Origin of the sequence: Bartonella sp. MR30HLJHH (genome assembly GCF_042194195.1) — a bacterium.
Taxonomy (GTDB): Bacteria; Pseudomonadota; Alphaproteobacteria; order Rhizobiales; family Rhizobiaceae; genus Bartonella; species Bartonella grahamii.
This window is the reverse complement of the sequence record NZ_JBHIMO010000006.1, coordinates 77,150-92,241: the sequence shown is the minus strand read 5'-3', so window position 1 is coordinate 92,241 and position 15,092 is coordinate 77,150. Positions and strand designations below refer to the sequence as shown.

At 38.8% G+C, this 15,092-nt stretch carries 13 protein-coding genes; 2 read left to right on the top strand and 11 right to left on the bottom strand.

The features are described 5' to 3' along the window. Window positions 1-4: 4 nt before the first annotated feature. The 6 genes from dxs to ACFIKR_RS05210 form a co-directional block, all read right to left on the bottom strand. Window positions 5-1,912, bottom strand: a complete 1,908-nt coding sequence (gene dxs / locus ACFIKR_RS05235; RefSeq protein ID WP_375659114.1) for a 1-deoxy-D-xylulose-5-phosphate synthase — start codon at window positions 1,910-1,912, stop codon at window positions 5-7. A 236-nt stretch (window positions 1,913-2,148) separates the two neighbouring features. Beyond that, window positions 2,149-2,403 carry an exodeoxyribonuclease VII small subunit gene (locus ACFIKR_RS05230; RefSeq protein ID WP_375618413.1) on the bottom strand — a complete coding sequence of 85 codons (255 nt, stop codon included), beginning with the start codon at window positions 2,401-2,403 and terminating at the stop codon, window positions 2,149-2,151. A gap of 7 nt (window positions 2,404-2,410) precedes the next feature. Continuing rightward, on the bottom strand, window positions 2,411-3,514 hold the full coding sequence (ribB, locus tag ACFIKR_RS05225) for a 3,4-dihydroxy-2-butanone-4-phosphate synthase (RefSeq protein ID WP_375659113.1): 1,104 nt from the start codon (window positions 3,512-3,514) through the stop codon (window positions 2,411-2,413). A 15-nt stretch (window positions 3,515-3,529) separates the two neighbouring features. Continuing rightward, the gene (gene aroC / locus ACFIKR_RS05220; RefSeq protein WP_375659112.1) at window positions 3,530-4,618 is read right to left on the bottom strand and encodes a chorismate synthase; all 1,089 of its coding nucleotides are present in this window, start codon (window positions 4,616-4,618) and stop codon (window positions 3,530-3,532) included. A gap of 148 nt (window positions 4,619-4,766) precedes the next feature. After that, on the bottom strand, window positions 4,767-5,585 hold the full coding sequence (fabI, locus tag ACFIKR_RS05215) for an enoyl-ACP reductase FabI (RefSeq protein ID WP_273787904.1): 819 nt from the start codon (window positions 5,583-5,585) through the stop codon (window positions 4,767-4,769). A 128-nt stretch (window positions 5,586-5,713) separates the two neighbouring features. Continuing rightward, complete coding sequence (locus ACFIKR_RS05210) at window positions 5,714-6,616, bottom strand: DnaJ C-terminal domain-containing protein (protein ID WP_375659111.1); 903 nt, start codon at window positions 6,614-6,616, stop codon at window positions 5,714-5,716. 325 nt (window positions 6,617-6,941) lie between these two features. Between ACFIKR_RS05210 and pdxH the strand changes: the two genes are divergently transcribed. Beyond that, window positions 6,942-7,565 (top strand): pyridoxamine 5'-phosphate oxidase, encoded by a 624-nt coding sequence (gene pdxH / locus ACFIKR_RS05205; protein ID WP_375659110.1) that lies wholly within the window; start codon window positions 6,942-6,944, stop codon window positions 7,563-7,565. A 236-nt stretch (window positions 7,566-7,801) separates the two neighbouring features. Here pdxH and ubiA read toward each other — a convergent pair whose 3' ends face one another. Further along, window positions 7,802-8,806 (bottom strand): 4-hydroxybenzoate octaprenyltransferase, encoded by a 1,005-nt coding sequence (ubiA, locus tag ACFIKR_RS05200; protein WP_375659109.1) that lies wholly within the window; start codon window positions 8,804-8,806, stop codon window positions 7,802-7,804. Between the two features lie 90 nt (window positions 8,807-8,896). Between ubiA and purD the strand changes: the two genes are divergently transcribed. After that, window positions 8,897-10,171 (top strand): phosphoribosylamine--glycine ligase, encoded by a 1,275-nt coding sequence (gene purD, locus ACFIKR_RS05195; RefSeq protein WP_375659108.1) that lies wholly within the window; start codon window positions 8,897-8,899, stop codon window positions 10,169-10,171. A 1,167-nt stretch (window positions 10,172-11,338) separates the two neighbouring features. Here the strand turns inward: purD and ACFIKR_RS05190 are convergent. The 4 genes from ACFIKR_RS05190 to ACFIKR_RS05175 form a co-directional block, all read right to left on the bottom strand. Beyond that, entirely contained in the window at window positions 11,339-11,866 is a 528-nt protein-coding gene (locus tag ACFIKR_RS05190) for a DUF6101 family protein (protein WP_375659107.1), read from the bottom strand. A 144-nt stretch (window positions 11,867-12,010) separates the two neighbouring features. Further along, complete coding sequence (locus ACFIKR_RS05185) at window positions 12,011-13,420, bottom strand: FAD-binding oxidoreductase (protein ID WP_375659106.1); 1,410 nt, start codon at window positions 13,418-13,420, stop codon at window positions 12,011-12,013. A gap of 2 nt (window positions 13,421-13,422) precedes the next feature. Next, a complete protein-coding gene (locus tag ACFIKR_RS05180; RefSeq protein ID WP_375659105.1) occupies window positions 13,423-14,385 on the bottom strand; it encodes an L-threonylcarbamoyladenylate synthase in 963 nt (320 codons plus the stop codon). Then, entirely contained in the window at window positions 14,382-15,023 is a 642-nt protein-coding gene (locus tag ACFIKR_RS05175; protein WP_375659104.1) for a ribonuclease HII, read from the bottom strand. The genes ACFIKR_RS05180 and ACFIKR_RS05175 overlap by 4 nt, the downstream gene beginning before the upstream one ends. Between the last annotated feature and the right edge of the window lie 69 nt (window positions 15,024-15,092).

The following is a 15,092-nucleotide window of genomic DNA, read 5'->3' as shown; positions in this document are numbered from 1 at the left end:
TTTTTTATCTTGTTCGAATCTCGCGTCCTAAAGCAGCAAAAACCGTATTGACAATACCCATAGCATCAAGCCCGATACGTGAAAGAACTTTTTCTGGTGCACCATGATTCAAATACTCATCAGGAAGTTTTAGTGTGCGAGCTTTCAAACCATGCTCTAAGAGCCCTTCTTGCGCTAAAAATTGTAATATGTGCGCTCCAAAACCACCGATTGCCCCTTCTTCAATTGTCACCAATACTTCATGCTCACGTGCCAAACGACACATCAAATCCTTATCTAAAGGTTTCGCAAACCGTGCATCTGCAACCGTCGTAGATAATCTTTCAGCCTCCAATGCATCAGCAGCTTGCAACACTTCTGACATCCGCGTTCCAAAACAAACCAAAGCGATCCTATTTCCTTCACGCAGAACACGCCCTTTTCCAATTTCTAATAACTCACCACGTTGCGGTAAATCTATACCAATGCCCTCACCACGTGGATAACGAAAAGAAATTGGTCCCTGATCATAAGCTGCAGCTGTACGCACCATATGCATCAGTTCAAGCTCATCAGAAGGTGCCATAACAACAAACTCAGGAAGAGTGGACAAAAAAACAATATCAAAACTTCCAGCATGTGTTGCACCATCTGCCCCCACAAAACCTGCACGGTCAATAGCAAAACGTACTGGTAATTTTTGAATTGATACATCATGAATAATTTGATCATAAGCACGCTGTAAAAAAGTAGAATAAATTGCAACAAAAGGCTTGTACCCTTCACAAGCAAGACCTGCCGCAAAAGTTACGGCATGTTGCTCAGCGATACCAACATCAAACATTTTTTCAGGAAATTTTTTCGCAAAAGAATCAAGACCTGTCCCTGTTGGCATCGCTGCTGTTATGCCAACAATCTTATCATCATGGCGAGCTTCTTCTATTAAAGCTTTAGAAAATACCTTGGTATAGGGTAGAATATTACTTGATGCTTTAACCTGTTTTCCTGTCATGACATCAAAACGATTAACACCATGATATTTATCAGGTGAGGCTTCTGCAGGTGGATATCCCTTTCCCTTATATGTGACAACATGCACCAAAACAGGACCACTAGGATATTCACGAACATTTTTTAAAACAGGCAATAAATGCCCCAAATTGTGCCCATCTATGGGTCCAACGTAATAAAAGCCAAGCTCATCAAATAAAGTTCCCCCAACCAAAAGTCCACGCGCAAATTCCTCTGAACGACGCGCCTTATCCAAAAAAAACTTTGGCAATTTTTCGCTCAACATCTTTACGCGTTCACGCAAATGACGATAAGAAGGACGAGATACTAATCGTGCAAGATGTGCACTCATAGCACCTGTAGGTGGTGCGATAGACATATCGTTATCATTAAGAACAACAATCAAGCGTGCATCCAAAGCACCAGCATTGTTCATTGCTTCATAAGCCATGCCCGCAGACATTGCACCATCACCAATGACAGCTATGATATTGCGTCTTGTCTCTGCTTTCAAAGCACTTGCCACCGCCATGCCAAGCCCCGCTGAAATAGAAGTAGACGAATGACCCGCTCCAAATGGATCATACACACTTTCTGAACGTTTTGTAAAACCTGATAATCCGCCCTCTTTACGTAATGTGCGAATTTTTTCTCTACGCCCTGTTAAAATCTTGTGTGGATAGGTTTGATGACCAACATCCCAAATAATCCTATCTTCTGGTGTATTAAAAATATAATGTAATGCAACAGTGAGCTCAACAACACCAAGTCCCGCCCCAAGATGACCACCTGTTACAGAAACCGCATCAATTGTTGCGGTTCGCAACTCATCAGCCAACTGTACCAGATCAGACTCAGGCAATGCCCGCAAATCTTGCGGAAAACAAACACGGTCAAGCAATGGTGTTAAGACCTGAGACAAAAAAAACCTTTCTATTATCTTAACTCAAAAAAACGCAACGATAAAGATATATCTTCTCTACTCTTATTTACAGTTTTGCATCTTTTTTACTGAAAAATGTTCTTTTCTATTTGAGATGAGCTATACTTTCCTCATTTTTAACTTATTTTATAAAAAAGAAATCAATAGATTTAATTTTCTATAAAAAAGGTTATTATATCTCCTCGTTTCACAATAAATATCCAAAATATTTAATATTATTTAGCATCAAGTGGTTCTACTCCTTCTGGAGAACCTTCTTCTGAAAGCTGTATTTTTTCAACTTTAGCTTCAGCAACTCTTAAGAGTTTTTCACAATGCTTTTTAAGCGCTTCACCGCGTTCATAAATATCAATGGATTGTTCCAAAGGCACATCGCCACGTTCCAAATTTTCGACAATAACTTCAAGTTGCTTAAGCGCTTGCTCAAAGCTTAAGGTCGTAATATCCCCCTCTTGTATCTCTTTTTTCATATGAACCTCAAAAAATATCTGTTCTGGATATATGAATTCCAAAACCTTCTAAACCTACATAATGATGCTCTTTAGCAGCATAAACAATAACAGAGCCTATTCCTAGATATTTTAAAATTTGTGATCCTAAACCAATTTTGCGCCATTCTTCTTCGCGTTCAATCGCCTGCACATGGTTTTCTGAACTGTCTCTTGCCATATTTTGAATATCAATAGTTGATTGCATAACAGATCCTTTACGCAAATAAATAAATATGCCACGTTTTTCTTTTTCCATCATATGCTGCATCATCACCATAATATCTGAAGCTTGACAAAAAACGTCATTTATAATGTTTTCATGATGTAAATACACAGGAATATCCTCACCCTCACGGACATCACCAAAAACAATTGCAATATGCTGAATGGCTTCCCAAGGGAGTTGATAACTTTGAACAATAGCGGGACCTATAGATGTTTCAATAGGCATTTCTCCAACATGTTTGATCAATATTTCCTTACGTTGACGGTAAGCAATTAAATCTGCAACCGTTATCATATGTAACCGATGTTCTTGTGCAAATTTCATGATCTGATCGCCATGTTTAACGCTGCCATCATCATTGACCAACTCACCAATAACACCAACTGGTGGCAAACCAGCTAATTTACATAAATCAACAGCAGCCTCCGTGTGACCTGAACGCATGAGCACCCCCCCTTCATGCGCAATCAAAGGAAAAATATGTCCTGGACGGACAAAATCGTGAGCACCAGCATTTGGATTAGCAAGATTACGAACTGCTAATGTGCGGTCATGTGCGGAAATACCCGTCGTTATCCCACGTTTAAAATCCACAGTAACAGTAAATTGCGTCCCATGTGCAGAGTTATTATCTGGTACCATAGGAGCAAGATTAAACCGTTGTGCTTCTTTTTTTGGCATAGGTGTACACACAATACCTGTTGTGTGACGAAGAATAAACGCCATCTTTTCTTCTGTACAATGCGCTGCAGCAACAGTTAAATCACCCTCATTTTCACGGCCATCATCATCTGTCACCACAACAATTTCACCGCGTTCAAAAGCTTTAAGTGCAGAAACAATTTTTTTTTCATCATACGCCATTGTTCACCTTTTTAATCACCCAACTTGACCGCGATGTCTTAGATAATGGTCAGCAATAGCACAAGCAACCATCGCTTCACCAACAGGAACGGCACGAATCCCAACACATGGATCATGACGTCCCTTCGTTATAACATCTATATCATGACCATCAACATCAATGGAGCGACGAGGCGTTAAAATTGATGAAGTAGGCTTTACAGCAAAACGTGCAACTATTGGCTGTCCACTCGATATTCCCCCTAAAATACCACCAGCATGATTGGATAAAAAAAGCGGTTTTCCATCATTTCCCATTCGCATTTCATCGGCATTTTCTTCTCCCCTCAGGCGGGCTGCCGCAAAACCATCACCAATTTCCACACCTTTTACCGCATTAATCGACATAAGTAACGATGCAATATCTTGATCAAGCTTTGCATAAATAGGGGCTCCTAAACCTGCCGGAACATTTTCTGCAACGATCTCAACAACCGCACCAACAGATGTTCCCTCTTTACGGAGTTTACTGATATAATCACTAAAAATGGGAACCATCTCTGCATCAGCTGTAAAAAAAGGATTATTATCAACCTCTGACCAATCCCACCGATCACGATTAATATTATGAGGACCAATTGCTATCACTGCTCCTCGTACAATCAAACCAGGAACGATTTTACGAGCAAATGCACCAGCTGCAACACGTGCTGCCGTCTCCCGTGCTGAAGCACGTCCCCCACCTCGAAAATCACGAATGCCATATTTAATATCATAAGTATAATCCGCATGTCCTGGACGATACTGATGAGCAACCGAGCTATAATCCTTCGAACGCTGATCTGTGTTTCGAATCAACAGAGAAATTGGTGTACCGGTCGTCACCAATGTTGTCCCATCGTCTTGAACAACAACTCCTGAAAGAACCTCTACTTCATCTGGTTCTCGGCGCTGCGTTATATATTTTGATTGTCCTGGTTTGCGTTTATCAAGATAAGCTTGAACTTCTGCAAGAGTAAAAATAATTCCAGGTGGACAACCATCAATGACACAACCAAGAGCAGCACCATGACTTTCACCCCATGTTGTTACACGAAACAAATGACCAAATGTATTATGCGACATGAAAAAAGATCCGTTTCTCTGTCAAATATATACAACGACAACGTATGTTGTATGCTATAAAAAAGGTAGCTCTTTGCTCCCAAATACTCTTAGCCACTTTAAAGTTGGTCAAATTACTGCTGTCCAATAAAATCCTATAAACCAAACTTTATTCTTTAACGACAGAAATGTCTGGCGCATCAACTGCTTTCATACCTATGATATTATAACCCGAATCGACATGATGGACTTCACCGGTGACAGAACGAGACAAATCTGAAAGAAAATAAAGCGCAGAATCACCAACCTCTTCAATTGTTACCGTACGACGTAATGGAGCATTATACTCATTCCATTTTAAAATATAACGAAAATCACCAATACCAGAAGCCGCTAACGTTTTAATTGGTCCAGCAGATATAGCATTAACACGAATATTTTGAGGGCCTAAATCTACCGCTAAATATTTCACGCTCGCTTCAAGAGCTGCTTTGGCAACCCCCATTACATTATAATTGGGAACAACCTTTTCTGCACCATAATAGGTCAGTGTCAAGATTGACCCACCATCTGGCATCAATTTCTCTGCACGCTTCGTTAGAGCTGTTAGGGAATAAACGGAAATATTCATGGTCATCATAAAATTTGATTCGCTGATATCAATATAACGACCACTTAATTCGTCTTTATCAGAAAAACCAATAGCATGAACTAAAAAATCGAGTTTCCCCCATTTCTTCTCTATTTCTCTAAAGACCGTATCAATAGAGACACTGTCAGAAACATCACAATGTCCACAAACAAACCCCTTTAATTCTTCAGCCAAAGGCTCAACACGCTTTTTCATTGCTTCACCCTGATAGGTAAAAGCAAGCTCTGCCCCTGCGCTACTTGCCGCTTTAGCGATTCCCCAAGCGATGGAGCGATTATTGGCCAACCCCAAAATTAAACCACGCTTACCGTACAACAAACCATTACCCTTAGCCATCAGCACTGCCCCATTGTTACTTAAAATTAATATTGTTCATCTGCCTATGACACAGGTCAACTTTTTCTTCAAGCAATTGGTTTAAAATCAAACTAAAACTGCGCTTTTATATATAAAAAATTTTAAAATTAATCTGGTTGCATTTGCAAAAACTGTTCTAGCGCCGCATTTTCTCCTTCCGGCAACATAATGCGAACATGCACATAAAGATCATCTCTTGTACCATTTTTTAAACGAAGCCCTTTTCCTTTCAGCCGTAAAACGCGATCAGAACTTGACCAAGCAGGAATCGTTAAAACCACACGTCCCTCCAACGTCTCAACTTCTTCTTTTGCTCCCAAAACAGCATGTTTAAGAGAAACTGGTAAATCAAGATGAAGTGCTCTTCCTTCAACCCGAAAACGAGGATGTTTTTGAATCTGAATGGTTATCAACGCATCTCCTGCTTGCCCGAGAGGTACCTCTTCTCCCTGACCTTTTAAACGAATAGTCTGTCCGTCTTCAATATAATCTGGAAGTTTAATTTTTAACTTTTTTCCATTTGGAAAAATAGCTTCCACCTTTTCTGCGCCAACCATCTGCTCTAATGTTATGGCAAGATTAGCACGAATATGTGCCCCTTGTTGGGGACGGTTATAGTGTGTGGAATTCGAAAAGTTACTACCTCCCCCAAACAGATCCCGAAAAATATCACTCGCATCAAAACCTGCACCACCTGAAGAGGAAAAATCAAATCCCTTTTCTCTTCCTGAAAAGGGATTTTGTTTATTGCTAAAATTTTCACCAGTACCATAAGCTTGATAAAGCGGTTTTCCTTCCATATCAATTTCACCGCGGTCAAATTGTGCCTTTTTATCCTTATCACCTATAATTTCATAAGCTTGATTAATTTCAGCAAATTTTTCTTTAGCCTTTGTATCATCCTTATTATGGTCTGGATGATACTTCTTTGCTAATCTTCTAAATGCCGATTTAATCTCTTGCGATTTTGCGGTACGTGCCACACCCAGAATCGTGTAGGGATCACGCATATTGCCCTCTTTTCAATTTTTTCGTTTTCAAAATATCAACTGGTCCGTTGCTCAATATCCCTTATATCTTCATCAGTCTATTCTAGAGAATAATTTCTTCTTTCCTCTTTATATGTCTATCAATAAACTAAAATACCAGATAAAATGAGACATTTATTTAATATAGCTCATTGTAGCCTATGCTAAAGTAAAAATAATTAAACTACCATAGAAATACACAATAGCATTGGCTTTTTGAAAATAAGAAAAAATGGTACTGTAACCTTTTGATGATAAAGTAAATGAGAAAATGCCTCGCCCATGCTCACTGATATTTGGAGAAACTATGAGCAACAAAATACCAACAGATGATCATTTTATGAAAATGCAAAAACCTTTTGAACTTTTCGCAAAGTGGCTTGAAGAGGCAACGATAAGTGAAATAAATGATCCAAATGCTATGGCATTAGCAACAGTTGACGAAACAGGACTCCCTAATGTTCGTATGGTTCTCCTCAAAGACTACAGTCCCCAAGGCTTCGTCTTCTATACCAATTATGAAAGCTCTAAAGGACAAGAAATTTTAAAATCAATGAAAGCATCTTTAGGTTTTCATTGGAAATCGCTCCGTCGTCAGGTCAGAATTAGAGGAATTGTTGAAAAAGTAAGTCAACAGGAAGCCGATGCCTATTTCCAATCGCGACCACGTGGTAGTCGAATTGGTGCATGGGCATCTAAACAATCTCAACCTTTAGACAATCGTTTTGTGCTCGAAAAAGCAATTGCTCAATATACTGCGCGTTATGCTCTAGGCAATATTCCACGACCACCTTATTGGTCTGGGTTTCGTGTTAAACCCCTTTCTATAGAGTTCTGGTGCGATCGCCCATTTCGTTTACATGATCGTCTGCTTTTTACACGCGATTGTGTTGAACACAGCGATTGGAAAAGACAAAAACTTTATCCCTAATCCTTCAAACTTCATCGTTATAAAGATTTTTTCTTCCCAACAGTTAAACAAGTATTTTTTATTTGAAAAATTCTAAAAGAAGATGATTTATTTTATTTAAATAGAAGAAATTCATTTTCACTGTAAAAGTTGATTGGTAATATTTTCTACTGTATTGCTTAAAACAGATTAGCAACAAGCTTATTTAAAAGAAAATACTGTATTCAGCAGAAACTATGACTTTAGCTAACTTATTTTTAGACCGCAGGATAAAATATCATCCATATACCCCCACATACCAAACCAGCAAAAATCACAAAACCAATAAGCGAATTAGATTTGAAAAGCCTGAGGCATTGTGAGCTGTCATCTATATCAATGACTTTAATTTGAATAAACATATGGATGCTTGCCACAAAAATCCCCAAAAAACTAAGAACAGGGACTCCAGCTAAATAAAATGCTAGACTAACGAACACCACAAAACCACCATACAAAAATACTAAAGCGCGCTTGGTTCCTTTACCAAAGAGAAGAGCCGTAGAACGGACACCAACAGTAGCATCATCTTCTTTATCTTGATGTGCGTAGATTGTATCGTATCCTATGGTCCACAAGATTGATCCCACATAAAGCAAGATTGGTGCCCAGCTTAAACTTCCAAAGACAACAGCCCACCCCATTAATGCCCCCCAATTAAACGCAACGCCTAAAAAAAACTGCGGCCAATATGTTACGCGTTTCATAAAAGGATAAAATGCAACAGCTATCAATGACGAAATACCTAGAAAAAAACTAAACCTATTAAATTGTGATAAAACGACTAAACCAACCAAACATTGCATAAGTATAAAAACTCTTGCTTGAAACCGACTCACATGACCTGTCGGCAATGGGCGAGAACGTGTCCTTTCTACCTGAGCATCAATTTTATGGTCAATAAGATCATTCCAAGTACATCCTGCCCCTCGCATAGCAATAGATCCCAGAAAAAAAAGAAAAAGATACCAAACCCAATGAAGAAACATTGATAAAAGAGTATCGTAATGCATGTTATAAGAGAAAAAAGCCATTGTTGTTGACCAAAAACAAGGCCACATCAACAATTGCCATCCGATAGGCCGATCCCAACGCGCCAATTGCGCATAAAACCATAAAGAACAGGGAAGGAAATTGTAGACCCATTGTTTGGAAGATGCATCCATAACCCGTCCCTGACTCTCACAGGATTGAACATGCGCGATATTTTTATTTTTTTTCATCAAATGATTTACCTTTGGTCTTGCGATAGAGACATTTCATTCTTATGAGAAGGAGATGAGATTAATCATCTTTTATGAGAGGAGCAAGCAATGAATATTCTTCTTATTGGCTCAGGTGGACGAGAACATGCTTTAGCATGGAAAATAGCTTCATCACCACTGCTAACAAAGTTATATTGTGCTCCTGGAAACCCTGCAACAACAGAATTTGGTGAAAATATTAATTTAAACATTGATGACCATCCCCTTGTTATTGATTTTTGTAAAAAACATTCTATTGACCTTGTGATTGTAGGACCAGAAGCACCATTGGTTGCGGGTATAACAGACTCTCTTAATAGCGCTAACATCTGTGTATTTGGTCCTACTCAAAAAGCTGCTCAACTAGAAGGTTCTAAAGCTTTTACAAAAGATTTATGTCGTAAGAATAACATTCCTACAGGAAGTTACCAATGCTTTAATGATGCCTCTAAAGCTAAAGCTTACATTCATCAACAAGGTGTTCCCATTGTTATTAAAGCTGATGGCTTAGCAGCTGGCAAAGGTGTCGTGGTTGCAACAACTATGGAAGAAGCATTTAACGCAGTCGATGCCTGCTTCAAAAGTGCATTTGGAGATGCAGGAAACAAAATTGTTGTAGAATCTTTTCTTGAAGGTGAAGAAGCAAGCTTCTTCTGCCTTTGTGATGGTAAAATTGCTCTTCCTTTTGGTTCTGCTCAAGACCATAAACGTGTAGGTGATGGGGATATTGGAGCAAACACCGGTGGTATGGGTGCTTATTCACCAGCGCCCATCATGACCCAAGAAATAGTGAATCGTACCCTCAAAGAAATTGTTGAACCAGCTTTAAAAAGCATGAAAGAAATGGGTGCCCCCTTTAAAGGTATTCTCTTCGTCGGATTAATGATAACGCAAAAAGGACCCGAATTAATTGAATTTAACGTACGATTCGGTGATCCTGAATGTCAAGTTTTAATGATGCGCCTCAAAGATGACATTTTGCCAATTTTTCTTGCTGCAGCTCAAGGAAAACTTGAAAATAAGCCTCTTTGCTGGTCTGAAAAAACTGCTCTCACCGTTGTTATGGCTGCCAATGGTTATCCAGACTCTCCCCAAAAAGGTACTGTTATCCGTAACGTTGATAAAGTAAACAATCTTCCCGATGTGAAAATTTTTCAAGCTGGTACAGTATTGCGTGATGGAGAACTCATTGCAAATGGTGGACGTGTCCTCAATATAACAGCAACAGGAAAAACGATTACGCACGCACAAAAACGTGCTTATGAAGCTGTTGATTGTATTGATTGGCCAGAAGGTTTTGTTCGTCGTGATATCGGATGGAGAGCCATTGCGCGAGAAAACTAAATCCTTTGAATATTCTTTTTTCCGATTTGATTATTTTATATAAGAGCATGATACACAAATTTTCTTACTGTTTTACATTGACCATAATTTTGAAAAAATGAGTGTGCTTTCCTTTGAACAATCAAATATTGTAAATAGGATATCTACTCATGATAAAATAGGAAAATTTTCTGAATATGACACTGTGATATAAACTGATCATTTTACTGTTGTATTTAATTTAAACGTATTTTCTCATCATTTTTATAAATACTTTCTTTCTTATAAAACCCTGAAGAAAAACATATATACTATCATTTCTTTTATTTATTGCGTTTTTTAATGAAATTCCGCTTTTACGAAAAATAAAATGCCAAAAAAAAGATACTGATGTTATTCACGTACAAATTCTTAAACAATATCTCTCATGCTCGTCACTCCCATTTTACGACACTACCTGCAAATAGTATAAATCCATTCTGCCATCTTTCTGAAATAAAGATAAAAACCGATACTATCATTGTATTTTCCAACTCCCAATATTACGATAACCCTTTCTATCTAAACGCTTTATCAGAGAGTGTTTACTCTTTTTTAATGATTTTTATCCACACTCCAACCCTTCTTATAACGTGTAACGTGCAAGAAAATAATTTTGATTATAGGAGAGAGATGAAATAAGAATATTTTGCAATATTCAAAGCTCTCATTCAACATGGAGAAATGATTTATAAAAAAGTAAAAAACACTTCCAGCAATCTGCTCGTGTTTTAATGATGTGGCAAAAACCAAAAATTACACCGCCAAAAAACGGTTTCCATTGTTATGAAAGCCGTTTTACCTCTCCGAAAAAAGCGTTTAACATAACCAATTCCTACTGCAAATATATGGTGGCAAAAAACTCTCATTTACAATCATTGACTTCCTCTTTGCCTTAAAGAACCAAAAGTCACACCAAATCCCATCTGTAAACGTCCGGATTCTCATTGAGCGGGTTCCTCTTGGTTCCCACTCATATGCTTCACTTACACAAAGACCGACAAGCAAACTTAAGAATATTCGCCATGTCCTCTAAAAATACTTCATGTGTGAAGTTTACATGCCTTATATTACCGCCCCAAACAACGATGTTTTACGGCACAACAAGATAAATGCTTACGGTAGTACAAAAATGAATGCATATTAATATTACTGGAGTGCAATTCGATTCGCAATCACCAAACGCAAGCCTAACGGATTGCTATAACGAAGTAAAAAACGCTTTTGTTTAGAATGTGCTGTTGTACCAAAAAATCGATGTAAATCAGAACGATCTTTTACAACCAGAATGCGATTATCTTCATTGATCATAAGCATGGGGAGGCCATAAGTATCCGCCCATAATCGCCAATCCAGAAGAACATTATTCAAATCTCTGGAAACCAAAAGCGGTATACAAGCTTCCTCATCGACATGAAGTAATTCTAATGCAACAGCTCTTTCTCCTGAACGCGTTTTTACAGTACGTGCTGCAATTCCTTGGAAATGATAAGGGGGTATTAAATGCGATAAGCTTGAAGGCATATCCGTTTTAAAAGAAACACCACGCTCATTTAACGAACAAATAACCTGATTACCCGTTTTGGATGAAAAATATGTCGTCGTTTGTGGCAAATGGCACGGATCTAACCGAAATTCAAGCACCGCTTTTGCCTGATTAAAGCATTGATTAGCCATATACATTGTCCCAATTTATCTTAAATAACATACACCCTTTAGCAGCTTTTTCTCATTGGATTATTAAAAGTTTGAATAAAAAACAACTGGTTTCTTTTTTGGTTATTAAAATCTAAACAAAAATACATGATCACCATTTTTGAATTATAATACTTTTCCGGGATTCATTATCCCTAAAGGATCGAGCGTTTTTTTTATCCCTTGCATAATATCCAATGCGACAGGCGATTTAAAAGAACGAAGTTCTTCGCGCTTAAGCTGACCAATTCCATGCTCAGCAGAAAATGCACCTCTATAGTCCATCACTAAACTATGAATGCGATGATTCATTTTTGACCATAACTGCAAGAACACTGTTGTATCAGCTCCTACAGGTTGTGTAATGTTATAATGTAAATTTCCATCACCCATGTGCCCAAAACAAATCACCCGTGCTCCTGGAGCAATATCTTCAACAATAAGCGCTGCCTCAGCAATAAAATCAGGAATAGAAGCAAGTGGAACCGCAATATCATGCTTAATGGACCCTCCTGCTAACTTTTGTGCATAGGATATACTTTCACGCAATTGCCAAAAAAAATCTTGCTGTTTTAAAGATTGCGCAACAACTGCATCTTCTATCACCGCATTCTTTAAAGCTTCTTCTAAAATAATACTCAATACTGATAACGCCTCATCATTGCCTTGCAATGATGAAATGTTCATTAATACATACCATTCATGTTTCCGCTGGAGAGGAGGCTTCTCACACATCTTATAATCTAAAGCCATTTGCAAACTGAGATTTCCCATGAGCTCAAAACCTGTCAACATCCCTCCTCCATATTCTTGAGCCAGAGATAAAAACTCTAAAGCCTTCGCCGGACTATATAATCCCACCAAAGCAACAGCTTTTCCTTTTATTTTTGGAAACATCTTCAAAACGGCTGCGGTTATAACACCCAATGTGCCTTCTGCACCAATAAAAAGATTTTTCAAATCGTAACCGCTATTGTCTTTTTTAACAAAACGCAAATCATCTAAAATACGGCCATCCGGTAAAACAACTTCTAAACCAAGGCAAAGCTCACGCATATTGCCATAGGCTAAAACAGCTACCCCTCCAGCATTCGACGAAAGATTTCCTCCTACTTGGCAAGAACCTTCAGATGCCAAAGAAAGAGGGAAAAAACGACCTGATTCATCCACTTTTTTCTGTAAATCCTGTAAAATAACACCAGCCTCTACAACAACAAAATTTCCCTCAAGATTTATAGCTCTAATCTTATTTAATCGCTCCATGGATAAAAGAACGCCCCCTCCTCTTTCATCTGGTTGTTGTCCCCCCACAAGCCCTGTATTTCCACCCTGTGGCACAATCGGTGTGCGTGTTTTGCTCGCTAACTGCATAATCGATGAGACCTCTGCGCAAGAAGAGGGACGTAAAAGTAAAGGTGTTTTTCCATGAAAAAGCCCACGCTCTTCAAGCAAATACGGTGCAATCAACGCTTGATCTGTTATAGCATGCTTAGCACCAACAATTTCCCTAAACCCCTCAATTAATTCCTGCTCCATGTTCATTTCTCCTTTGGAGCTGCAGCCCGTATAAGACGATCATTGATCGCCTCCCCTAATCCATATAATGGAATAGGTTCTACTGCGATACATCTCACTTCAAATGAATCTAATTCCTTCATATATTGAAATAAATGAGAGGCTGCCTCTTCCAACTTTCCATCTTCGCTAAGGTTTAAAATAGAAACGGCATTTTCAGCCCCCATAACGCGCTTTGATCCAAATGCTAAAAGCGCTTCACCATTTTCCACCTTTTCTACATTCAAACGAATCGTGGCATTGGGAGCATAATGCGACTTTAACATCCCTGGAGCTTGAATCGCCGCCCTTTGATCCATCCGTTTTAAAGACTTCCCCACAACTTCTTCAATTTTATCAGCCGCAAGCCCCCCTGGACGCAAAAGATAAATATTTTCATCACAAATCTTAATAATTGTTGATTCAAGCCCTATTTTAGTAGGTCCGCCGTCCAATATCAAAGGAACAGATTCCCCCAAAGATGCAAAAACAGCCTCAGCTGAAGTAGGGCTAAGACGCCCCGATTGATTCGCACTAGGAGCAGCAAGTGGGCGGCCAAAATATTGTACCACTTCCGCAAAACGGCTGTCTGGAAAACGAACAGCCAAGGTATTCAAACCAGAGGTTGTTAAAGGATGGATATTATGCTGTTCCTTTAAAGGCAAAACCAATGTCAAAGGCCCTGGCCAAAATTCCTCCATTAGTTGGCGTGAAAGAAAGTCAATTTTAACATAACGTTCCGCCATTTCGATGCCGCTGACATGCGCAATAAGAGGATTAATTTGCGGACGACTCTTTGTAGAAAAAATAGAAGAAATTGCCCTTCCATTGGTTGCATCGCCCGCTAATCCATAAACAGTTTCCGTTGGTAATGCTACTAACTTCCCTTGTTTAAGAAGCGCTATTGCCTCTCTTATCGAAGCACTATTGAGGGGTAGAATCGTCATGACACACCATTTCTATAACACTCTTTTAGTGGTGCAAAACTATAACGATGTAATCCTCTAATTGGTCCATATTTATCAAGAGCTATACGATGCGCTAGCGTTGCATAACCTACATGCTTCTCTAAACCATACCCTTTATAAACTTGTCCTGCACATTCCATCATTCGGTCACGTGTTACTTTTGCAATAATAGATGCGGCTGCAATTGAAACTGAACGCTGATCACCCTTAATCAACGCCATTGCCGGAGAGGACAACTCAGAAGGAATATCACGTCCATCAACAAGGACATAGTGGGCTGGAATAGCTAACCCTATAATACAGCGACGCATTGCTTCTAAAGTTGCTTTTCTAATATTAGATTGATCAATTGTACGAGCACAAAGACTAGCGACTGAAACCGCTAATGCACTTTGCAAAATTTCATGATAAAGTCTATTTCGTTGGAAAAAAGAAAGTTTTTTTGAATCATTTAACCCATTAGGAATATGATCTTTATCCAAAATAACTGCTGCCGTTACCACAGGCCCAGCGAGAGGCCCCCGTCCTACTTCATCAACACCTGCTATATGAAAAAAACCCTGTTTTTGCAAATCCAATTCGCACGAAAAATTTGGTTGAAGCTGAAAATTAAACATCTTTGATAAATCACAAATACAATAAACATACATCTATTTCTGTAGCCTGATCATTTTTTGCAAGCATTA